This is a genomic window from Enterococcus sp. NPDC086594 (assembly GCF_044746145.1).
Taxonomy (GTDB): Bacteria; Bacillota; Bacilli; order Lactobacillales; family Enterococcaceae; genus Enterococcus_D; species Enterococcus_D entomosocium.
The window spans coordinates 170,525-192,756 of sequence record NZ_JBIVBP010000005.1 but is presented as its reverse complement, the minus strand read 5'-3'; the positions used below and the strand labels follow the sequence as shown (position 1 = coordinate 192,756).

Here is a 22,232-nt window from a genome sequence, read left to right as displayed (position 1 = left end):
GCAGAATGATGAAAATTGTAGCAGCGATTGATTCCTTCAAAGGAAGCGCCACTTCCGCAGAATTAAATCAAGCGGTCTTAAGCGGGTTTTCAGACCAGTGGGAAAAATGTAGTATTCCCATCGCTGATGGGGGAGAAGGCTCAATGGCAGCAGTCTTTGCTGCGTTTGGAGGCAATTACGAAACGGTTCCAGTGACCGACCCATTAGGTGGTAAGTTGCAAGCCCGTATGTTGGTCACAAAAATCAATGAAGAAAAAATCGCTTTGATTGAATCTGCGGAAGTGATCGGATTGCAACTCGTGGAACCTAGTGACGAGACCACCCGCAATAGCTCTTCTTTTGGTTTAGGCCAAATGGTCTTAGCAGCTTGCAGACAAGGAGTGAAAAAGATTTACTTGACCCTTGGCGGTAGCGGCACTTCTGATGGGGGCGTAGGCTTTTTACTTGCGTTAGGAGCAACCATTCAAAGAAACGAGCGAATGGAAAACAATCCTTTGCTGCAGGCAGAATCTCTGGAGGTCAGCCAGTTGAACCCTCTGCTTGCACAAATTGACCTGTTTGCTTTAGCCGATGTAACAAATCCTTATTCAGGTGAACAAGGATTTGCGTCAGTTTTTGGTTCACAGAAAGGGGCAACCAAAGAAACGATCCAGCAGTTGGATCAACAAGCAAATCGTTTAGCTGAACACATCAAGCGGACCACGGGGATCGATTTGGAAGTCCCTGGTTCTGGTGCAGCTGGGGGCCTTGGTGGTGCGGTTTATTTGGCAGGTGGTCAGTTGGTTCCGGGATTTTCGACGATTGCTTCCTTGATTGGATTTGAGGAAAAAATCAAAGGAGCAGACTTATTGATCACCGGTGAAGGTCGTATCGATGGCCAAACAGCTAGGGGGAAAGTACCCTATGGTGTCGCTTTGCTCGCTCAAAAACGCCAACTCCCAATTGTTGCAATCTGTGGCTCCCGAACCGAACGTCTCGGTGAACTGTCGCAATTGATTCCAACAGTCTTCAGTATCCAACAAGGACCAGTTTCCTTGGCAGAAGCGATGGGAAAAAAGCGAACCTTGATTAATGCTCAACAGACTGCTCAAGCCATCGCCGGCTTTGTGGAGCAGTGGCAAAAAAAGACCGGATCAGCTCCTTCAGAAGGCACTGATTTTCCAACCAAATAAGAAGCAAACACCAAAAAACTTCGTAGGGAAGGCAATAGCCAGTACGAAGTTTTTTGGTGTTGCGCCTTTTTAAGCCAAGGTGGCTTGTGCTTCAATCTCCACTTTAAATTCAGGGGCAACCAAGCCGGCAACGATGACGAGACTCATGGCCGGTTTGTTTTCTGCCAAAATGGTTGTGAATGCCGTACGGACAGCAGCTAAGTAAGCAGCATCCGTTAAAAAGACGGTCATTTTGACCACTGATGACCAAGACAGTTGATTGGCTGATAAATGCTCTTCGATTTTCTTCAAAACGATGGCTGTTTGCTCTTGCGGGTCCTCAGGTGTGGCTCCGTCTTGTGACGGCGTTTGACCAGAAATGAAAAGAAAAGGTCCTTGCGCGATTTTTGTATCGGTATAGATTGCCACTAATTTGGCTCCTTTCTTCTATCTTACCTTTGGATGATGGGGACAGATAGCAATTGATTGGGTGTGTCTTAGTTTACTTGATTACACCTGCAAAAACAATCAACAAACGTTTTCTGTTGGTTTTGTGAAACCACGGGACGAAGCCGCCCTTCCCCTTTAATAAAAACACTCATTTTTTTCAGGCTCCACTGAAATTATCGCCAGAATTTTATGGTTTTAATGTCTTATACTATGTTCAGATCAAATAAATAAACAAGGAGGAAAAAAATATGAATTGGTACAAAAACACAACAGAAGAACTATTACATACGTTGCAAACAACACGGCAGGGCCTTTCCTCCGAAGAACGCAACCAGCGTTTAGCAAAGCAAGGTGAAAATAAAATTACTGAGGCAGCGCAGATCCCTACATGGAAGAAAGTCGGCAAGCATTTTACAGACTTACTGATGTTGGTCTTAATCGTCGCAGCCGTCTTAAAAGGGGTTTCGGGTGATTATATCGAAAGCGGCATTATTATGGCGGTCGTCGTCATCAATGGATTAGTCGGCTACTGGCAAGAGCGTAAAGCCCAAGAGTCACTGGATGGGTTGAAGCAATTCATGGGGCAAGAAGCAACAATTTATGTTCATGGCCGCAAGAAGAAAATTGCTGTTTCTTCCTTAGTAAACGGAGATTTAGTCGTTTTAGGACCAGGAGATGTCGTACCAGCAGATATGCGCTTGATCGAAACCCATGATCTTGTGATTGAAGAGTCTATCTTAACCGGCGAATCTGAGCCAGTTCAAAAAATGACCGAACCCATTACTCAAGAAAGTACGATTGGTGACCAGCGGAACATGGCGTTTTCTGGTACCCATGTAGAAAGCGGAACTGCCAGCGGGATCGTCGTTGAAACAGGAGACGATACACAAATCGGCCAGATCAATCAAGCAATTCAGTCTGTGAAAGCGCAAGAAACCCCGTTGATCAAAAAAATGAAGCAATTGAATCACCAAATCTTTAAAGGCATTATCGGATTAGTGATTTTCTTGATCTTCTTTACTACCTTCCGCTACGGCTTTAATCTTGATCTCTTGTTCTCATCAGGTATCGCATTAGTTGTAGCAATGATTCCTGAGGGCTTGCCAGCCGTGCTGACCATGATTTTATCGATGGGTGTCAAGGAAATGTCTGAGGAGCAAGCAATCATCAAAACGATGCCATCAGTGGAGACACTAGGTGCCATGACGGTGATTTGTTCAGACAAAACAGGAACCTTGACCAAAAATGAAATGACGGTCGTCGATGTTTTAGTTGAGTCAAACGTGGATAAAGCAACGGTGCTTGATATCATGGCAAATTGTCAAGACTTGAAGCAAGACGAAGGACAAAAGGCTGCGGATCTGGTTGGGAACCCAACCGAAAAAGCCTTGTTACAATACGCAGAATCAGCGCAGCAACCATTGCGTAAAACAGTCGATAAGATTCCTTTTAGTTCCTCTTACAAGTACATGGCAACACGCCATCAAAATCAAGAAGAGCCGAATGCCTCGGTAGTTTTTGTCAAAGGTGCGCCCGAAGTGTTGCTTGAGAAAAGCCAACTGACTTCAGATCAAAAGCAATGGTGGTTAGATGAAAGTGCAAAATTAGCAGCGAAAGGGCAGCGGCTGATCGGCTTTGCGCATCTGACGCTGTCGGCACAGGAGTCCTTGTCCCACGAAGGGCTAACCAATTTAACCTTTGTCGGGATCGCTGGCATCATTGATCCTCCGAAAGATAGTGCCATCAAAGCGGTAAAAGAGTGCTTGCAAGCGGGCATCCAAGTCAAAATGATCACAGGAGACCATGGCAAGACCGCTCAAGCCATCGGCAAGCAAATTGGCTTGAAGCACACGAATCACGTGTTGGAAGGGCTAGAAATCGATCTGTTGTCGGAGGAAGAATTGCAGCAAGCAGTCCAAAAGACAGACATCTTTGCTCGAACGACCCCTGAGCATAAATTACGGATCGTTAGTGCTTTGCAGGCGAATGAAGAGATCGTCGGAATGACCGGTGATGGCGTAAACGATGCACCAGCGCTGAAAAAAGCCGATATTGGGATCGCTATGGGGATCAAAGGCAGTGAAGTAACCAAGCAAGCAGCCGATATGGTTTTGGCAGACGATAATTTTCATACGATCGCCAATGCCGTCCGAGTGGGTCGTCGAATCTACGATAATTTGAAGAAAACCATCAACTTCTTCTTACCAACTGCGGTTGCTCAAGGCTTGATCGTTATTGCGGCACTCTTGTTGAACCGACCACTGCCACTGACACCTGTACAAATTTTATGGGTAAATATGGTGACAACGATCACGCTTTCTTACGCACTCGGTTTTGAAAAGGCAAGTGCGGATGTCATGAATCGACCACCACGGCCAATCAAAGAAGGCATCTTGTCTTGGTACAGCTTGTTCCGCATCTTCTACGTCTCGCTGTTGATCATGATTCCTTCTTACGTCTTAGCGGTTCAATTTGAGGGAACGGTCCTTCAGCAAAGCATGCTGCTGCAAAGTATCGTCTTTGCCCAAGCGGTCTACTTGTTAAACTGTCGGGAGCTGGTCAAGCCAGCCTTGAATCGCCAACTGTTTGCCAACCGAGCGCTATTAGTTTCTCTTTCACTGCTGATCGTATTACAGGCAGCGATTTTCCTAACCCCTCTAGGACACCAGCTTTTAGGGATCGGTTCTTTGACCTTGATGCAGCAGTTGAGTATCGCTGCTAACGGCGCACTCCTTTTCGCAGTCGTTGAGGGTGAGAAATTTATTACGAATAAGCTGCAAGGACGGCAAAAAGCCGCTCCAGTGAAGCAGTAGCGGCAGCTTGATGATTCTAGCGATAGCTTAAATAATAGGTTTGGATGAGCTCAGTCACTTGATTGAGCTCATTTTTCGTTGGTACCATCGATAAGTAAAAAACTGGAACAGATACTTCCTCTAAAGGGAAATTTGAGAGAATAAAATCAACCTCGATTTCCGCCAACGCTTCTAGTTGACCAGGCTCGATCGCCGATAAAAGGATGCGGGCACCGAGGAAGTCATTCAATTCTTGCAGGAGATAAGCTTTCCAGGCAGGCTCACCTTGGAAAACAAAATACCCTTTTGCGCGAATGGGATTGATCTGTAAAATCGCTTGTTGGATCAGTAATGTGGTGGTTGACCATAATGGAAAACTCATTTCCGATTGACTGGCTGTTTGCTCTTCTAAAAAGTCATGGATCGTCGCTTCGATCGATAGCGAATAGGGTTGATTTAACCGTTGGATCTCGTGAAATTCGAGCCCGAACAGTTCTGAGAGCTTGGCTGACTCTTGCGATTTGATCAAAAGCAACAGTAGATTCTCAATCAGTTGTGTATCACTAGCTAAAGACAACTGCAACAAGCGGTCTAGTTTTCCAACAAAATGGGTCGTTTTCTGATAAATAGTTTTGTAGGATTCAAGGGTTGCTTGGATCGTTGCGGACCAGTCGTTATTGTAGTTCCAACTTTCTAAGAAGCAGTAGAAGCTAAAGAAGTGTTCGCTGCGTTCTAAATAAACGCCTTCTTTTTGATACAGCTGGCTTAATGGCTGTTGGAAAAGGCTATAAAGGGGATCGTTCCCCTGAAACTCAAAGGAATCGATACGGCAATTGGCTTTGATGCGAATCGTATTGATAAAAAACCAGCAGGTACCGTAGATTTGTTCCACTTCGATCTGCAACTTGGCTTTTGCTAAGCGATCCAAGAAATGATAGTAGTGGGACTCATGAATCGTATATTCCTCAAAAAAGTAATTGTTATGGGTGTATGGCAGTAACAGGCGATGAAAAAAAACACGGATGTTGATCTCACTTCCTTCAAAGCGGATCATGCGATTGGTGATCCGAATCCGCAACGAAAAATCAGTGAGACTTTTGTTTAATTTTGTCACATGTCGTCGCAAGGTCTCATAGGATGTCCCTGTTTGGCTAAGAATATCTTGCGTACGGAGTTCGCTGGAAAAAAGCAATGCTTTCATCAAAGAAACACCGATCGATTGAGGGAAAAACGTTTCCCAGAGCTGACTCATCAACAATGGCCCATCATGGGTCAGAGCAAAGCCACTACTGGCAGCTTCGATCTGCCAACCATCAGGCAATTGTTGGCGAATATAGGTTAGATCGGAAAAAACGGTTCGCTCCGTCGTATCGATCAATTTTGCTAGTTGCTTGGCAGTGATCATTTTGTGATTCGCCAGTTGTTCCAAGAGAAGGATCTGACGTAATAAATCCTTCTCCGTAATGATTTTTTTCATCATCCCATCCATGACAAAAACTTCCTTTCCGAGTCTTGAAGGTCAAAAGAGTCACATTGACTGTTTTGATGAAAGACAACTCTTTCGTGTTCTTTTTGATTTTATACGAAAAAGGCAAGTTTTGCTATTTCCAATTCACTGGATGATGTTTTTTTTATTAAAAAAGATGGGATCGGCAACCTTCTGAGTAACTGTCTAAAGGAATGCGTTTGTTTTATGTGTTTTAACGGTTAGAGGTCTATCATGTGTTCGTATTTCTTCATACGCAAATACATAGAATAACTTTCTTTCGACAATTTTATTTTTGAGGAAAAAAGACTCTTTTTGCGAGAGGCGTAGAGTTTTCGATGGAGCGCAGAATTGATGATCCATTCAATTTCTGCTTGTTCTTCCTCGGATAATTCGACTTTTTTCTCATTGGATTGAATGAGAGAGTAAGTAAATTCTAAGCAACTCATTTTATAAATAAAGGTGGAAAAATATAATTTGTCTATGTGCATTTAATCACCCTTTCTTACATTCGGTTCAATCATATAGAAGAATATTTCAAATAACAATTCTGTTTTTTCATGATGTTATGAAAATTTTGGGAAAATGTCGATTTTTTGTCAAAATTATAGCAAAGTTTTCACTCTTTGATCTTCACGTAAGGGTTATAAAAAAACGAATATTATTTAAATGGAGTAGCAGCTATAATTAAGTACGCTGAAAGAAGTGAAGGAGATTTTTATCCTAAAGAATGTCTTTTTATTTTGTTTAAGGCAACCCATTGCAGGTTGTTTTCTTGTATTGTCAAAAGGAGACAAAAAAAGAAAATTTGCTTTTTTCTGTTGACAGAACAGTAAAAGCCACGTAATATAGCTACCAATAACTAGTAAAGACTAAACAAAAGAGAAGTATGAGGACGTTCGTCTTGCAGAGAGCTGATGGTGGTGTAAATCAGCAGATTGACGCTTCAGAAATGGACTTTTGTGTCGAAAGGCTGAAATCAGTAGGCTTTTTTCGGGATCTCCCGTTACAGAGAACGATCGTTGATAGACGATCTAGAGAACCAATTGAGGTGGCACCGTGAGTAATCGCCCTCATGCAGACGAGTTTGTTTGCATGAGGGCTTTTTTGTTTTTCTTGCCCTTCAACCAATAAAAAAAATAAACGTAAAATCAAACTAAGAGAAGTACTTGAGTCTTTTTTGGTTACAGAAAGTCGGCGGTGATGAGAGTCCGATACCAAAAAATCAAGGAAATGGCCTTAGCCGATCATTTTTTGAACCCTTTTTTGGCAGTAGGAAAATGCGGGAACTCCCGTTATAGAGGAAGACCGTTGTTAGACGGTTGATAGAGAAGAAGTTGTTTTTTTAGGCAACTTTCAATTGAGGTGGTACCGCGGTCATTCGCCCTCAAGCAGACGTTTTTATGATGTTTGCTTGAGGGCTTTTTGTTTACAAAGAAAGGAGCAGCTTATGTATCGAATGGAACGAATCAACAGCGATTGTTTGACACCTGTCTCAGTGTTTTTACGGATTCAAGGGGCGCATAAAAGTTTACTGGAAAGTATTCCCAGAGAAGAAGATACGGGACGCTATTCGATCCTCACTTTTGATCCTGTTCAGAAACTGACCTTTAAGGATGGTGTTTTTCAAGTAGAGGATCTTTTGGAAAAAACGGTCAACAAGTATCCCTGTCAGGCCCCTTTAAAAGAAATGGAACGGTATGTAGTCAAAAAAGAAATCACCGCATTATCGGATCTGCCGTTGCAAAGTGGGGCGATCGGGTATGCGGGCTATGATATCGCAGCTTGCTATGAAGATATTGGACAACTGCCCGCAGATGAATTGCAGGTGCCTGATATGGCCTTTTGGCTTTTTGAAACTTTTCTCGTTCTGGACCATCAAAAGGAAACCTTGACGATCATCCTTGAAAATTGCTACAGCCAAAGGGGGACCACCGAGATGGAGCAGGTACTCCAAGCGGTGCAGCAGCAATTAAGGACACCGGTCGCAGCTGAGACCCGTGGGTTATCGAATGAAAAGCTGCATTTTACAAGTAATGTTACCCAACATGCCTATGAAACGATCGTTCGTGAGGCAAAAGCCCGAATTACGGCAGGGGATATGTTTCAAGTGGTTCCTTCCCAACGTCTGCAAGCAGCATTTACACAAGATCCTTTTGACTATTACCGAAAACTGCGAGTGACGAATCCGTCTGCCTACCTCTATTATCTTGATTTCGATCACGGATTCAAAGTGATCGGCAGTTCACCTGAAAGCTTGATTCGGGTTCAAGGAACAACGATCACCACAAATCCAATCGCTGGTACCCGCAAACGAGGGGCAACCAAAGCAGAAGACGAAGCTTTGGCGGCGGAATTATTAGCAGATGAAAAAGAATGTGCAGAGCACCAAATGCTGATCGATCTGGGGCGCAATGATTTGGGACGAATCGCTGAACATGGCACGGTTCATGTTCCTTTATACATGGTGATCGAGAAATACCGCTATGTCATGCATATCGTTTCGGTGGTGGCTGCCAAGCGCAGAGCAGGTGTGACGGCAATGGATGCCTTGAAAGCAACCCTGCCAGCAGGCACGGTCAGCGGGGCACCAAAGATTCGTGCCATGACTCGCATCTATCAATGGGAAGCTGTTCGAAGAGGGGTCTATGCGGGAGCCGTTGGGTATTTTTCTCGAAACGATCAAGCGGATTTTGCCATCGGGATTCGGACAATGGTTTTGAAAGACGCGATCGCTTATGTCCAGGCAGGGGCGGGTGTCGTTTATGATTCTGATCCCTCATCTGAATACCACGAAACCTTACACAAAGCCAAAGCACTATTGGAGGTGTCAGCCAATGATCTTACTCGTCGATAACTATGATTCGTTTACTTACAATCTTCTCCAGATCTGTCCAGAAGAAACAGTCGTCTTGCGAAATGATGATCCAGACCTTTTCCTTGTTGCTGAAGAAGCAGAAGCCATCATTTTTTCTCCAGGACCAGGACGTCCCGCAGAGGCAGGATTCATGATTCCTTTGATCAAAACATATCACAATAGCAAGCCGCTTCTAGGGATCTGCTTAGGTCATCAAGCCATTGGAGAAGCGTTTGGTGCCAAAGTGGTCCAAGCACCAGCCATTATGCACGGCAAGCAATCGAGCCTTACGTATCAGAAAAAAGGCGTATTCGAAACCTACCTAGGAGACATGACTGTCATGCGCTATCACTCGCTGGTCATTGAGCCAGCGACCCTTCCTACACAATTTGAGGTGTTGGCTGAAACAAAAGGGATCATCATGGCGATCCAGCATCGACAAAAGCCGATCGTAGGACTTCAATTCCACCCTGAATCAATGGGGACAAACGAAGGGGCATTTTTTATCCAACGGTTTCTTGAACTCATTCCAGAAAACTCAGCAAAAAGCAGCAAATGAAAAAGGAGGAACATTTATGGAAGCAGTCAAAATACAGCAGCCGCAGCAAATCACCCAGCAGCTTTTTAATGGCAGTCATTTAAGTTATCAGGAGATGCGCCACTTTGCTCAAGGAATTTTAAGCGGGATGTTTTCAGAAAGTCAATTGGGGGCAGCGTTAGTTGCGATGAAGATCAACGGCATCACAGCCGCCGAATTGACTGCTTTAGCAGAAATTATGTTAGAGCATGCCGTGACCATTCCTTATGAAGGAGGAGACACCATGGACAATTGCGGCACTGGTGGCGACCACGCCAATAGTTTTAATATCTCTACTACGGCTGCCTTCGTTTTAGCAGCTGGGGGAATCACGATGGCAAAACACGGCAATCGCAGTATCTCTAGTCGTTCAGGCAGTGCCGATGTCTTAGCATGCTTGGGGGTGGCAATTCAAGCATCACCAGAAAAAATCGCCGATCTATTAGCGACAGTCGGCATCGCTTTTCTCTTCGCCCCGTCGTTGCATCCGGGCATGAAAGCAGTGATGAAAATACGGCAAGAATTAGCGACACCAACGATTTTTAATCTATTAGGCCCTTTGATCAATCCTGTGCCATTGACTACGCAACTGATCGGTACCTACGCAGGCGAGAGCTTGGCCGACACCGCTCAGGCGTTAGGCAGTCTTGGTCGACAACGAGCAATGGCGATCCATGGATGCAATGGAATGGATGAAGCCAATTTGGCAGGTGAAACGGCGATCAGTTTTTATCACGAAGGAAAGGTGACGAATTTTTCTTTGGATCCGCAAGCGTATGGCTTTACGCCAGCACCGATCGAGGCGATCGTCGGCGGAGATGCGGCTCAAAACGCCGCGATCTTAACAGCAGTTTTGAAAAATCACCCTTCCGTTTATCTAGAGACAGTGGTCTTAAATGCAGGGTTAGGCTTTTATACCAACGGCAAAGCCGCCACCCTAGCGGAAGGCTTTGCGATGGCACGAGCGTGTATCGCTTCGGGCGCGGCCTACGACAAACTGCAGATGCTGATTCGTCAGTCAAATAGCCATTAACTACGAAAGCTGTAAGGAGGAGAATCATGGATTTTTTAGAAACGATCATCCAGAAAAAAGTTGAAGAAGTTGCCGCGATGCCACAAGAAATCGAAAAGGTCGTAACGAAACGTCCATCATTTTATCAGCAAGTCAAGGACCGACCACAAAAAATGCACCTCATTGCTGAAATCAAGCGTGCTTCACCCTCAAAAGGAGACATCAACCAAGGAATCGACCCAGTCACACAAGCGCAAGCTTATGAAGCCGCGGGTGTCAGCGGGATTTCCGTTTTGACCGACCAGCAGTTTTTTAAAGGCTCGCTGGCAGATCTTGAAGCAGTCAGTAAGGCTGTTTCGGTGCCTATACTATGCAAAGACTTTATTATCGACAGAAAACAATTGATTCGCGCCAAGAATGCGGGTGCCAGTATTGTTTTATTGATCGTGGCCGCTTTAAAACCAGAACGCTTAGCCATACTTCATCAAGAGGCAATAGCACTAGGGTTGGAAGTACTCGTTGAGACTCATAATGCGGCTGAATTTCAACAAGCCCAAGCCTTAGAGGCCAAAATCATCGGCGTCAACAATCGTGACCTAAAAACCTTTGACGTTTCCTTGGATATCAGTGTTGCTTTAGCACCTCAGCCGTCAGAGGCGGTTTACATCAGTGAATCTGGTATTCGAACTGCCTCCGATGTGCTGCAGCTTGCACCGTTTTATCATGGAGTCCTCGTTGGAGAAACGTTGATGAGAAGCAATCGAATTGCTGAAACAGCTGCAGATTTGCAGGTGAGCCGCCGATGACCAAAGTGAAAATTTGTGGACTCACCGAACGGCTGCATGTCGAAACTGCCATCAGTGCAGGAGCAGATTACCTTGGCTTTGTTTTTGCCGAAAGCCGTCGGAGAATCGATCCGACACAAGTCCGCAAGATAACGGAGCAAGTACCCCAAAATGTAGGGAAAGTCGGGGTTTTCGTTTCTCCAAGTTTTGAAGAAGTGCAAGCGGCAATTCAAGCCGCCCAGCTGACAGCGATTCAGCTCCATGGAAAGGTTCTGCCATCTTTGCAAACAGCCATCCAGACAGGCATTTTTGCGCATCAAAAGATCGCAGTGATCCAAGCCTTTGATGGAGAAGCAGAGACTTTAGAACAAGATTTCCTAAGCTGCGATGCAGATTTTGGGTTATTGGACGCTCCAGTAAGAGATCACCCTTATGCTGGCGGCAACGGCCAATCCTTTGATTGGCAAAAAGCGGCGAGAAAACCGTTACCGTTGTCTGAGCGATTTTTTATTGCTGGCGGTTTGCACGCGGAAAATGTAGAAGAGGCGATCCAACTTTTTAGGCCTTATGCTGTCGATGTTTCTTCAGGCGTTGAAACCCAGGGGAAGAAAGACAGTCGGAAAATCGAACAATTTATTTACTTAGTAAAGGAGAAGATAAAATGACCCAATACCCCACAGAAGCAGGTTTTTATGGTTCTTTTGGCGGGCAGTTTGTGCCAGAGACATTGATGTATGCAGTCAAGCAATTGGAAACTGTCTATCGTGAAGCACAAGCGGACGCAAGTTTTCAAGCAGAATTACAGGAATATTTGCAAGAGTATGTAGGAAGAGAGACCCCCCTTTATCATGCACAGCGCTTGTCACAACACTTAGGCGGTGCCAAAATTTATCTGAAGCGAGAAGATTTGAATCATACGGGCGCCCATAAAATCAATAATGCGCTAGGGCAAGTGTTATTAGCAAAGCGGATGGGGAAAAAGAAAGTGGTAGCGGAGACCGGTGCTGGACAGCATGGCGTCGCCACAGCGACTGCGGCCGCGTTGTTCGGTATGGAATGCACGATTTTTATGGGTGCGGTAGATGTTCAGCGGCAAGCACTAAACGTCTTTCGAATGGAATTGTTGGGAGCAAAAGTGGTTTCAGTCACTTCAGGCAATCAGACATTGAAAGATGCTGTCAATGAAGCGCTGCGTTACTGGGTCGCAACCGTCGAGGACACCCATTACGTGATGGGTTCCGTACTCGGTCCGCATCCTTTTCCAGAGATCGTTCGAGATTTTCAAAGTGTGATTGGCAGTGAGACACGACGGCAACTATTAGAAAAAGAAGGACGACTACCGACGACAGTCGTTGCTTGTGTTGGCGGCGGCAGCAATGCGATGGGAATGTTTTACCCTTTTATCGATGATCAGACCGTTCGTTTGATTGGCGTTGAAGCAGCTGGGAAAGGTGTGGATACTACTGAGCATGCGGCGACCTTGACGAAAGGCAGTATCGGTATTTTACATGGTACCAAAATGTATCTGCTGCAAGACGATGATGGGCAAGTGATCGAACCTTATTCGATTTCAGCTGGTTTGGATTATCCAGGGGTCGGTCCCGAGCATTCTTACTTGAAGGAGATTGAGCGAGCGGAGTATTTCGCTGTCACTGATGAAGAAGCCGTTGACGCCTTTTATCTCTTGTCTCAAATCGAAGGCATTATTCCTGCTTTGGAAAGTGCTCATGCCGTTGCCTATGCCCTAAAGCTAGCCCCAATCATGACACCCGAAGAACGCTTAGTGATCTGCTTGTCTGGGCGAGGGGACAAAGATGTTCAACAAATCAAAGACCGGAAAGGAGCAGCGAAATGACCAGCAAAACATTGACGATGAAACTAAAGGAGCGCCAAAAACAAGGCAAGCCACTATTTGTTCCTTATATTATGGCGGGTGCCAACGGACTGGAACGCCTGCCAGCAGAAATCGAACTGTTGACGACACATGGCGCAGCCGCCATTGAAATCGGCGTGCCCTTTTCAGACCCAGTCGCAGATGGAGCGGTCATCCAAGCAGCTGGAATGCAGGCATTAGCCAATGGGACCACTTTAAAAAAGATCATTGCTTTGCTGCAAACAATCCATTCCGAGGTTCCACTGGTATTGATGGGGTATGCCAATTCATTCTTTCATTATGGGATTGAACAGTTAGCAAATGAGTTAAAAGCGACAAATGTGAAAGGGTTGATTATTCCAGATTTACCTTTTGAACATCGATCACTAGTAACGCCTACTTTTGATGCGGCGGATCTCGCGCTGATCACACTGGTCTCTTTGACCAGTCCTCCAGACAGAATTCAGACGCTGATCGAAGACGCAGAAGGATTCGTTTATGCTGTGACAGTGAACGGTGTCACTGGAGAAGATCGCCAATACAACGAACAGCTGGATCAGCATTTGCAAGCCATTTCGGAAAAAAGTCCGATTCCAGTATTAGCTGGTTTCGGGGTCTCGACCCACGCAGATGTGCAGCGCTTTGCCAGTGTGTGTGAAGGGGTAGTGATCGGTTCAAAAATCGTAGCAGCGCTACAAAACGAGCCACTGCCTAAAGTCAGTGAGCTGTTAGCAGAACTTGTTGGTAAGCCATAGAAAACAATGTGAAGGAAAGAACCCGAATTGGGTTCTTTTTTTATGAGAAAACTAGTATTCGAGGTACTGATGGGCTGCTATGGAAAAAAACGTAATGTGTGAAGAGGAAAAGAAAAAAGGCTGATTGAAGATCAGCCCCAAATTGTCGTGATTATGCCAGTGTATCCGTGTCGATGGTTACTGTCTCGCAAAAATGCCCTCTGCCCCCAACGTAAACATGTTGGATTACCTTTCGCGAAGTCGTAGCTAGTTTGACAAAGATTTCAGAAGGTTCACCTAAATTGCTGCCTTGTTCAAAGCGATACACTTCTTTTTCGAGGGCACACTTTTGATACAAGAAGCAAGCCAAAGCGGCATTGGAAGTGCCTGTGGCAGATTCTTCATTGATGTCAAACAATGGGGCAAAGTTACGGCAAACGATTCGTTCTTTTTCCATTGCATATAAGTGCATGCCAACTACTTGTTGAAGCGCACTTACTTTTTTTATTTCCTCAAAATTAGGTGTAACTTGCTGCAACTGGGCCGTTGTTTTGATTGGAATAAGGATATCCTTTAATCCAGTAGAAACGATTTGAATAGGAATTTGATCATTGATAGCATTGGTATCAAAACAGTCAGTTAATTGTTCTAGTGAAAGCACATCTGAAAACAGTGGTTTGTTCTGTTCCATGAAAATGACACCGTCTTTGATGGTGATCGACAAACGTCCGGCGTTGGTGTCGATGCGATACTGTTGCCTGGAAAGTTTGTTTAGATACGATAATAGTGCAAAGGAGGCAATTGTTGCATGTCCGCATAAGTCAACTTCTTCTTTTGGCGTAAAATAGTCAAATCGGAAATCGGCCTGCGGGGATTTCGATAAAAAAGCTGTTTCTGAAAAGCCTAACTCTTTTGCGACGGCTAACTTTTGTTGTGGCGTAAGAGGCTGTTCCAACAAGACGACTCCAGCCTTGTTGCCACCCGTTTGATTTTTACTAAAACCACTTGCGATATGTACCGTTATCTCCATAGGACACCTGCTTTCTTTGTTCTTGTTAAGCATAGCATAATTTTTGCAGGAGGAGGATATGAAAACGGATTGGGTAAGCGTGTTATACTGAAGGTACGACAGAGGAGGGACTTTATGAAGAGAGGGAAAGTAGTTGTAGTGAGTGGCGTTACAGCGTCGGGCAAAACGACATTGGTTCGTGAATTGAGTAGATTGGCAGATGGAATAGTGATCTCCTTTGATGATTATAGTATCGATGCATTGCCCTCAGCACCATCTTTTGATTATTTTTTACAAGATCCCCGCGCAGCGATCAATCAATATGACATCAGTCTGCTACTGAAAGATTTGAAGAGAGCGATGAGCATTCAACCAATCATTTTTGTGGACTTTCCCTTCGGATATGAGCACCAAGATTTGCGTCAGTTGATCGATACGGTGATTTATTTGAAAACACCACTAGATATTGCTTTTGCTCGTCAGATTAAACGGGATTATACGAACGAATCAAAAGAAGCGATTTTGACTTGGGCAGATACTTATCTTTCCTATGCAAGAGAGCTATTTGTTTTACACGAACAGATCATTGCTGAAACAGCCGACTATGTACTGGATGGTGCTCTACCAGCTGATCAGCTAGCAGAACAAGTCAAGTATTATCAAGTATTTTAAGAAGCGCTTTTAAGCAAGATTTAGTCTACTGAGTTTTGTTTAATCTCCCTTACTATCTGTTTCAGAGGTCAAAAATGCCGCTGCTTCCTCTAAAGAGAGCGCTGCTCCATTGAATGTGGGCCACGCATTGATACCGTCACATTTTTTTCTCGGAATCAAGTGAAGATGAAAGTGAGGGACTGATTGACCCGCTGCTTGATTTGCTGCGCTTAGCAAATTAATCCCATCAAATCCTAAGCGAGTGACACAATGATCTGCTATTTTTTGAACCGTTTGAATGAGGTGAGCAAGAAGAACGGGGTCGCAATCTAAAATACTGGTGTAATGTTTTTTAGGAATAACCAGCATATGATAATCCACGTCTTTGGCATGATCAAGGAAGGCGCAAACACTGTCATCTTCATGGATTACATGGCTTTTTATTTTTCCAGAGACGATGCGGCAAAAAGGACATTCTTCCATCAAAATTCCTCCTATGGAATAAATTTTGTTAGTTGTGTTCGAGAAGTATAATATCTAAAAATGTGAAGCTACGGGATTATGGGAAACCATAAACGATCTTTGTAATTAAGCCGCTCTTTGAGAGGATAATATCATATTTATTTAGCAGTTAAAACTATATGTGATAATTAATGATGTTTTAGATAATTAGTTAATAGGTTGTTTGCAAAAGAAAAGCACCGTGCTGCTGATTTGTGGTAAAAGTGACGTTTGAAAAAAGTGGTTTTTAAAAATTTATCAAAAAAAATCGTTAGGAATCAAGATTCCTAACGATCTGCTAGTGCAATGCACGATAATATAACGTTCCAGGAGGGATTCGAACCCCCGACCGTTCGCTTAGAAGGCGAATGCTCTATCCGGCTGAGCTACTGGAACAAATAATTTTCAGCGAATGCTCACTTCGCCTAAGCTGTTGAAATCAATCAGCAACAAATAACATTATAGAAAAAGGGCGCAGCAATGTCAATCGCTTTTCGCCCTTTTCTTATTTTTTCTTTGAAAAAAGGAAGCGCAGCTGCCCTCAACCTTTCTCAGGTTCCTCAAGAATTACGCTATCTGCTTCTTTCGTAATGAGAATCACACCATCTCCTAAAGGGACAAGCGTGGAGGTCAGCTGAGGATGGTTCATCACGGTATCCAAGAAAAGATTCAATTTGCGATGGATCGCTCGCTGGTTACGAGGGATTTCTTCGATGGGGTGTAGAATCGTTCCAGCTTGAAATACGTCATCCACCATCAGCACACCGCCTTTGCGTAATAGACGCAGACATTCTGGTAAAAATTCAATGTATTTTGATTTGGCGCTGTCCATGAAGATAAAATCATAAGGGCCACTCAATGTAGGTAGGACGTCTGCCGCTTGTCCTTCTAATAGCGTGATTTTTTCTTCATTTCCTAAGCGAGCGTAGGTTTCTTTGGCTTTGCGGATCATGACGTCAAAGCGATCGATCGTTGTGACATGACCATCTTTCACACATTGCGCCATCAAGCTTGAAGAAAAACCGATCGCTGTGCCGATCTCAAGGATTTCTTTTGGCTGGAGCTGTCCTAATAAAAACTGCAAAAAGACCACTGTTTCATGTGGGATGATTGGCACTTCTTTTTCATGAGCGGCTTGCTCGATTTCACCAAGTTCGCCGGGTAACTGCTTTTGTTTTTCACGCATAAACGCCACTAGTTCTGGTTTGACTACTGGACGATGCATCATTTCGTTGCGCATCTTCATCCTCCTAATTTATCGCTGCCCCTTATTATACGAATAACTCACCTTAAGTTCAATCTTTTCGAGTCTTTGGAACAACAAAAAAACCAGTCATAAGACTGGCAGGATAAAGGGGTGAAAAATATTTTTGGGATATTTCTATCATAACGGTGTTATGTGGAGGTTTGGTTAAAATCCTGTGAAGATCTCGTCAGGTTCTGCTTAAATTTTCATCAAGGAAGAAAAGCAACCCATCAACAGGGCAAAAACGAACTTTTTATCGAAATATTCAGAAAATTCAGGGAAAAGTGTTGACAGAGGAACCTGCTGTTTGGTATCTTCATAACAAGATAAAAAAAGTGATAGGTGACGACGATGGATAAACGATTGAAACAAACAGCTGCATTTTTATTATTATTATCGTAAGGACTCTTTTTCTATGACCCGCCTTTTTTAAGGCATCATTTGAAGAGTCCTATTCGCATTGCATGAAGGAAACCCTTTATGGAGTGCTTTTTTTATACCATTTTTTCAATTGTGTTTGAATGAGGTCGCGCCAAGCGTGCTCCTACCACTGCTAAGGAGGAAATAGTGATGAGAAAAATCCAGTTTTTTGATACGACATTGCGAGACGGTGAACAGACCCCGGGAGTCAACTTTAATACGAAAGAGAAGGTTCAACTGGCGCTGCAATTAGAAAAATGGGGCATTGATACGATCGAAGCAGGTTTTCCGATTGCATCAGAAGGAGATTTTCAAGCAGTCAAAGCGATTGCTGGGGCGGTGACGAAAATGACCGTTGCAGGACTTGCCCGTTGTCAGAAAAAAGACATTGATCGTGCCTATGAAGCTCTTTATCAAGCCGTCGATCCACAGATCCATGTCTTTCTAGCAACGAGTAAGGTGCATCGCCAGTACAAGCTGAATATGACGAAAGCAGAAGTACTCGCTTCCATCAAAGAACATGTGGCTTATGCGCGTGAACGCTTTGAAAAAGTTCAATTCTCGCCAGAAGATGCCACCCGCACCGATAAAGCCTTCTTGCTTGAGGCGGTTCAAACAGCGATTGATGCCGGCGCGACGATCATCAATGTGCCCGATACAGTAGGGTTTACCAATCCTACGGAATATGGAGCGCTTTTTGCCTATTTGATCGCCAATATCAAAAGCGAGCAGCAGATCACTTTTTCTTCCCATTGTCATGATGACTTGGGAATGGCGACAGCCAATGCGCTGGCGGCTATTGAAAATGGTGCTGATCGGGTGGAAGGAACGATCAACGGGATCGGCGAACGAGCTGGCAATACTGCATTAGAAGAAGTGGCCTTGGCGTTGCATATTCGCAATGATTTCTATCAGGCTACCTCCAACATCAAATTAAACGAAACAAAACGAACCAGCGATCTGGTGGCACGTTTGTCAGGAATCACGGTACCGAAAAACAAAGCGATCGTCGGAGGCAATGCTTATGCCCATGAATCAGGGATTCATCAAGATGGCGTCTTGAAAAATCCTGAGACCTACGAAATTATTACCCCACAGTTGGTGGGGGTAGAAACCAACTCGTTGCCTTTAGGCAAACTTTCTGGCCGCCATGCGTTTGTCGATAAAATGCAGCAACTGGGCTACCAGTTTGACCAAGAAGAAACCAACGAATTGTTTAAACGCTTCAAAGAATTGGCAGATAAAAAGAAGCAAGTGACCGAACAAGATTTGCTGGCTTTGGTGGCCGATCAAGGCCGCAGCCAAGAAGGCGGCTGCGAGTTGGACGCCGTTCAGCTACAATACGTGTCCAATGGCCATCAAGGAGCAGTGGTTTCTATCATCAAAGACGAGGAAAAACAAGTGGCATCAGCCATCGGTGCCGGCAGTATCCAAGCTATCTACAACTCGATCGATCAGATTTTCCAGCAGCAGCCGAAGTTGTTGAATTATGAGATCACTGCCTTGACCAGTGGGGAAGATGCGCAAGCGGAAGTGCACGTGGTCATTGAATGCCAGGAAACCAATGAAAAAATCAGCGGGATCGGCTTAGACTTTGATGTCTTGCAGGCGTCAGCCAAAGCATATGTACAGGCTAGCGCAGCTCTAAAGAATCGAGGTGTCCTTGTTTGAAAAAGATCGTGGTTTTAGCAGGAGATGGCATCGGACCAGAAATTATGGACAGTGCCCTTGCGGTATTGAAAGCGGCTTGTCCTGACCATCTCCAGCACTTTCATTTTGACCAGCGGCCATTTGGTGGAGCGGCGCTGGCACTTACTGGAGAGCCATTGCCGCAAGAAACACTACAAGCTTGCCAGCAGGCGGATGCGGTCCTTTTAGGAGCCATTGGTGATCCAGCTTGGGAAAACGCACCGACAACACCCGAGAAAGGACTTTTGAATCTGCGTCAAGCGTTAGGTCTATACGCCAATATTCGACCCATCAAAGTAGTTGATGCGGTGATTGCTTTGTCTCCCATCAAAGAAACGATCCTTCGAGGGACAGATTTTGTCATCGTTCGTGAGTTGACTGGCGGTATCTATTTTGGCGAAAAAGCAGAAAAACCTGAAGAAGCCTACGACATCAATCATTATCACCAAGCAGAGATTCGACGGATTTTGCGTAAAGCCTTTGAGATCGCCCGTACGCGGAAGAAGCGGGTTCTCTCTGTCGATAAAGCAAATGTGTTGGCGACTAGCCGGCTTTGGCGCCGATTAGCGGAAGAAACGGCACAGGAATTCCCGGATTGTCAGTTGACTCATCAATATGTTGATTCCGCCGCTATGAAAATCATCCAAAATCCCAAAGACTTTGATGTAATCGTGACCGAAAATCTCTTTGGCGACATTTTAAGTGATGAAGCCTCGGTTTTGCCGGGGTCATTAGGGGTGCTACCAAGCGCAAGCCATGGCGCAGAAGGGGTTTCTTTATATGAACCGATCCATGGCTCGGCACCGGATATTGCTAGGCAAAATTGTGCCAATCCGGTTTCCATGATTTTGTCTGTCGTGATGATGCTAAGAGAGTCCTTTCAAGAGGAACAGCTGGCAGATACCATCGAAAGTGCGTGTTATGAGGTAATGAATGCGGGGATCTTGACGCGTGATTTAGGTGGGACGGCAACGACAACTGCCTTTACAGAAGCGGTTATTGCACAGTTAGGAGTGAGCAATTATGGGGAAAACGCTGTTTGATAAACTATGGGATCGGCATGTGATCACAGGAGAAGAAGGGCAGGCGCAGCTGCTTTATGTCGATCTGCATATGATCCATGAAGTGACGACGCCGCAAGCCTTCGAAGGCTTGCGGCAAGCGGGACGGACAGTTCGCTGTCCCGAAAAAACCTTCGCAACAATGGATCATAATGTGCCTACCAAAGATATTTTTACCATCACCGATCTGGTTGCAAAAAAGCAAATGGATACGTTACGTAAAAACTGTCATGATTTTGGGATCGAATTGTGTGACAATGGCTCTGCCAACCAAGGAATTGTCCATATGGTTGGCCCAGAAGTAGGCTTGACCCAACCAGGAAAAACGATCGTTTGCGGTGATTCCCATACTGCCACCCATGGTGCTTTCGGCGCGATCGCATTTGGGATCGGTACGAGTGAAGTGGAGCATGTCTTTGCGACACAGACGATTTGGCAGACAAAACCGAAACGCATGGGAGTTGAGATCACCGGTCAGCTGCAGCCGGGGGTGTACGCCAAAGATATTATTTTGGCATTGATCGCGACGCATGGCACAGATTTTGGTGGTGGCTATGCCGTAGAATTCTTTGGCGAAACGATCCGCAACCTGACGATGGAAGAGCGCATGACCATTTGCAATATGTCGATCGAAGGTGGGGCGAAAATGGGCTTGATCGCACCTGATGAAACGACCTTTGCTTATGTGAAGGATCGACGCTTTGCGCCACAAGCGTTTGCCAGTGCGGTGACGGATTGGGAAACCCTGTATACCGATGAAGGTGCCAACTATGATGCCCTGATCACCTTAGACGCAGCAACCTTAGAACCTTACATCACTTGGGGCACCAATCCAGAAATGGGAGTACCGGTCAGCGAAACGTTTCCTGAAGTGCGAGATCACAATGATCAGCAAGCCTATGAATATATGGCACTGCACCCCGGACAGACGGCTGCCGATATCCCCATCGAATACATCTTTATCGGATCGTGTACCAATGGTCGTTTGTCTGATCTGCAAGAAGCAGCGGCGATTTTGAAAGGTCAGACCATCAAAGAAGGGGTCACTGGCATTATCGTTCCTGGTTCACGCCCTGTTCGTAAAGCAGCGGAAGCGATCGGTTTAGACAAAGTCTTTATTGAGGCTGGTTTTGAATGGCGGGAGCCTGGCTGTTCCATGTGCCTAGGAATGAATCCTGATAAAGTACCAGAAGGCGTCCACTGTGCCTCCACGTCAAACCGCAATTTTGTTGGACGGCAAGGGAAAAACGCTCGGACGCACCTGTGTAGTCCAGCAATGGCGGCAGCAGCTGCGATCCATGGGCGTTTTGTCGATGTACGAGAAGTGGTTGGAGGTGTTGGTTAATGGAAGCTTTTACGCAATTTGAAGGTACGACGCTGCCTTTGATGAATGACAATATCGATACCGATCAAATCCTACCGAAAAATTATTTGAAGCGCGTTGAAAAAACGGGGTTTGGCGAATTTTTATTTGACGATTGGCGCTATTTGCCGCAACGCAAGCCTAATCCAGCATTTATCTTGAATGATCCAGCATATCAGACCGCTCAAGTCCTCGTCACTGGTGATAATTTTGGTTCTGGCTCTTCTCGAGAGCATGCGGCATGGGCGCTGTTGGATTACGGCTTTAAAGCCGTGATTGCTGGCAGCTTCGGTGATATTTTCTATATGAATGCCACCAAAAACGGGCTGCTACCCATCGAGCTGCCTTTGACCGTTCGCCAAAGGATCGCCTCGCTGCCTGCTTCTGAAAAAATCAGCATCGACTTGCCGAGGCAATGTGTGATCGTTGCCGGGGAGGAGCATTTCTTTGCAATCGATGCTACCTGGAAACACAAATTGATCCACGGTCTCGATGAGATCAGTATCACCTTGCAGGAAGAGGCGAAAATCACCGCCTATGAGCAGACGATTCCAGCGTATTGGCAGTAGGGCTAG

19 protein-coding genes, 1 tRNA gene and 2 other annotated features are annotated in these 22,232 nt (G+C 45.1%); of the genes, 14 read left to right on the top strand and 6 right to left on the bottom strand.

Annotated elements, in window-relative coordinates; genetic code table 11:
* Positions 1-5 precede the first annotated feature (5 nt).
* Positions 6-1,172 (top strand): glycerate kinase, encoded by a 1,167-nt coding sequence (locus ACIPK1_RS09955; RefSeq protein ID WP_016620470.1) that lies wholly within the window; start codon positions 6-8, stop codon positions 1,170-1,172.
* Between the two features lie 69 nt (positions 1,173-1,241).
* Here the strand turns inward: ACIPK1_RS09955 and ACIPK1_RS09950 are convergent, their stop codons facing one another.
* Positions 1,242-1,580, bottom strand: coding sequence for a RidA family protein (locus ACIPK1_RS09950; protein ID WP_016613408.1), 339 nt, complete (start codon positions 1,578-1,580; stop codon positions 1,242-1,244).
* Positions 1,581-1,849: 269 nt separating this feature from the next.
* Between ACIPK1_RS09950 and ACIPK1_RS09945 the strand changes: the two genes are divergently transcribed.
* On the top strand, positions 1,850-4,414 hold the full coding sequence (locus tag ACIPK1_RS09945) for an HAD-IC family P-type ATPase (protein WP_400450672.1): 2,565 nt from the start codon (positions 1,850-1,852) through the stop codon (positions 4,412-4,414).
* Positions 4,415-4,430: 16 nt separating this feature from the next.
* Here the strand turns inward: ACIPK1_RS09945 and ACIPK1_RS09940 are convergent, their stop codons facing one another.
* Positions 4,431-5,882, bottom strand: a complete 1,452-nt coding sequence (locus ACIPK1_RS09940) for a helix-turn-helix domain-containing protein (RefSeq protein ID WP_016620467.1) — start codon at positions 5,880-5,882, stop codon at positions 4,431-4,433.
* Positions 5,883-6,744: 862 nt separating this feature from the next.
* Positions 6,745-6,957 (top strand) — a binding site (T-box leader).
* Positions 6,958-7,024: 67 nt separating this feature from the next.
* Positions 7,025-7,271 (top strand) — a binding site (T-box leader).
* A gap of 58 nt (positions 7,272-7,329) precedes the next feature.
* On the opposite strand from ACIPK1_RS09940, the gene trpE reads away from it, so the two are divergent.
* From trpE to trpA, 7 genes are read left to right on the top strand one after another with little or no spacing between them, the layout of a single operon-like run.
* Entirely contained in the window at positions 7,330-8,736 is a 1,407-nt protein-coding gene (trpE, locus tag ACIPK1_RS09935; protein ID WP_400450670.1) for an anthranilate synthase component I, read from the top strand.
* Positions 8,717-9,295, top strand: coding sequence for an aminodeoxychorismate/anthranilate synthase component II (locus ACIPK1_RS09930; protein WP_016620463.1), 579 nt, complete (start codon positions 8,717-8,719; stop codon positions 9,293-9,295). Before trpE ends, ACIPK1_RS09930 begins: the two co-directional genes overlap by 20 nt.
* A gap of 16 nt (positions 9,296-9,311) precedes the next feature.
* Entirely contained in the window at positions 9,312-10,346 is a 1,035-nt protein-coding gene (trpD, locus tag ACIPK1_RS09925; protein WP_400450669.1) for an anthranilate phosphoribosyltransferase, read from the top strand.
* Positions 10,347-10,372: 26 nt separating this feature from the next.
* A complete protein-coding gene (gene trpC / locus ACIPK1_RS09920) occupies positions 10,373-11,131 on the top strand; it encodes an indole-3-glycerol phosphate synthase TrpC (RefSeq protein WP_016620461.1) in 759 nt (252 codons plus the stop codon).
* Entirely contained in the window at positions 11,128-11,775 is a 648-nt protein-coding gene (locus ACIPK1_RS09915) for a phosphoribosylanthranilate isomerase (protein ID WP_008378521.1), read from the top strand. Before trpC ends, ACIPK1_RS09915 begins: the two co-directional genes overlap by 4 nt.
* A complete protein-coding gene (gene trpB, locus ACIPK1_RS09910; RefSeq protein WP_016620460.1) occupies positions 11,772-12,965 on the top strand; it encodes a tryptophan synthase subunit beta in 1,194 nt (397 codons plus the stop codon). Before ACIPK1_RS09915 ends, trpB begins: the two co-directional genes overlap by 4 nt.
* A complete protein-coding gene (trpA, locus tag ACIPK1_RS09905) occupies positions 12,962-13,738 on the top strand; it encodes a tryptophan synthase subunit alpha (RefSeq protein ID WP_005235298.1) in 777 nt (258 codons plus the stop codon). Before trpB ends, trpA begins: the two co-directional genes overlap by 4 nt.
* A 151-nt stretch (positions 13,739-13,889) precedes the next feature.
* On the opposite strand, the gene ACIPK1_RS09900 is transcribed toward trpA, so the two are convergent.
* A complete protein-coding gene (locus ACIPK1_RS09900; RefSeq protein ID WP_042890957.1) occupies positions 13,890-14,747 on the bottom strand; it encodes a PhzF family phenazine biosynthesis protein in 858 nt (285 codons plus the stop codon).
* Positions 14,748-14,861: 114 nt separating this feature from the next.
* Here ACIPK1_RS09900 and ACIPK1_RS09895 point away from each other — a divergent pair, with 114 nt between their 5' ends.
* Positions 14,862-15,398, top strand: coding sequence for an AAA family ATPase (locus ACIPK1_RS09895; RefSeq protein WP_016620458.1), 537 nt, complete (start codon positions 14,862-14,864; stop codon positions 15,396-15,398).
* 39 nt (positions 15,399-15,437) lie between these two features.
* Here ACIPK1_RS09895 and ACIPK1_RS09890 read toward each other — a convergent pair whose 3' ends face one another.
* From ACIPK1_RS09890 to ACIPK1_RS09880, 3 genes are all read right to left on the bottom strand, one after another.
* On the bottom strand, positions 15,438-15,860 hold the full coding sequence (locus ACIPK1_RS09890) for an HIT family protein (RefSeq protein ID WP_005235304.1): 423 nt from the start codon (positions 15,858-15,860) through the stop codon (positions 15,438-15,440).
* Between the two features lie 340 nt (positions 15,861-16,200).
* Positions 16,201-16,274: transfer RNA gene (locus ACIPK1_RS09885), tRNA-Arg, on the bottom strand.
* A 145-nt stretch (positions 16,275-16,419) separates the two neighbouring features.
* On the bottom strand, positions 16,420-17,118 hold the full coding sequence (locus ACIPK1_RS09880) for an O-methyltransferase (RefSeq protein WP_034872576.1): 699 nt from the start codon (positions 17,116-17,118) through the stop codon (positions 16,420-16,422).
* A gap of 576 nt (positions 17,119-17,694) precedes the next feature.
* Here ACIPK1_RS09880 and ACIPK1_RS09875 point away from each other — a divergent pair.
* Genes ACIPK1_RS09875 through leuD form a run of 4 tightly spaced genes read left to right on the top strand, consistent with a single transcriptional unit; the run spans position 17,695 to position 22,226 of the window.
* Positions 17,695-19,215, top strand: a complete 1,521-nt coding sequence (locus ACIPK1_RS09875) for a 2-isopropylmalate synthase (protein WP_016612263.1) — start codon at positions 17,695-17,697, stop codon at positions 19,213-19,215.
* On the top strand, positions 19,212-20,276 hold the full coding sequence (gene leuB, locus ACIPK1_RS09870) for a 3-isopropylmalate dehydrogenase (RefSeq protein ID WP_005235314.1): 1,065 nt from the start codon (positions 19,212-19,214) through the stop codon (positions 20,274-20,276). The genes ACIPK1_RS09875 and leuB overlap by 4 nt, the downstream gene beginning before the upstream one ends.
* Complete coding sequence (gene leuC / locus ACIPK1_RS09865; RefSeq protein ID WP_016612253.1) at positions 20,257-21,639, top strand: 3-isopropylmalate dehydratase large subunit; 1,383 nt, start codon at positions 20,257-20,259, stop codon at positions 21,637-21,639. Before leuB ends, leuC begins: the two co-directional genes overlap by 20 nt.
* Positions 21,639-22,226 (top strand): 3-isopropylmalate dehydratase small subunit, encoded by a 588-nt coding sequence (leuD, locus tag ACIPK1_RS09860; RefSeq protein WP_016612252.1) that lies wholly within the window; start codon positions 21,639-21,641, stop codon positions 22,224-22,226. The genes leuC and leuD overlap by 1 nt, the downstream gene beginning before the upstream one ends.
* Positions 22,227-22,232: the final 6 nt, after the last annotated feature.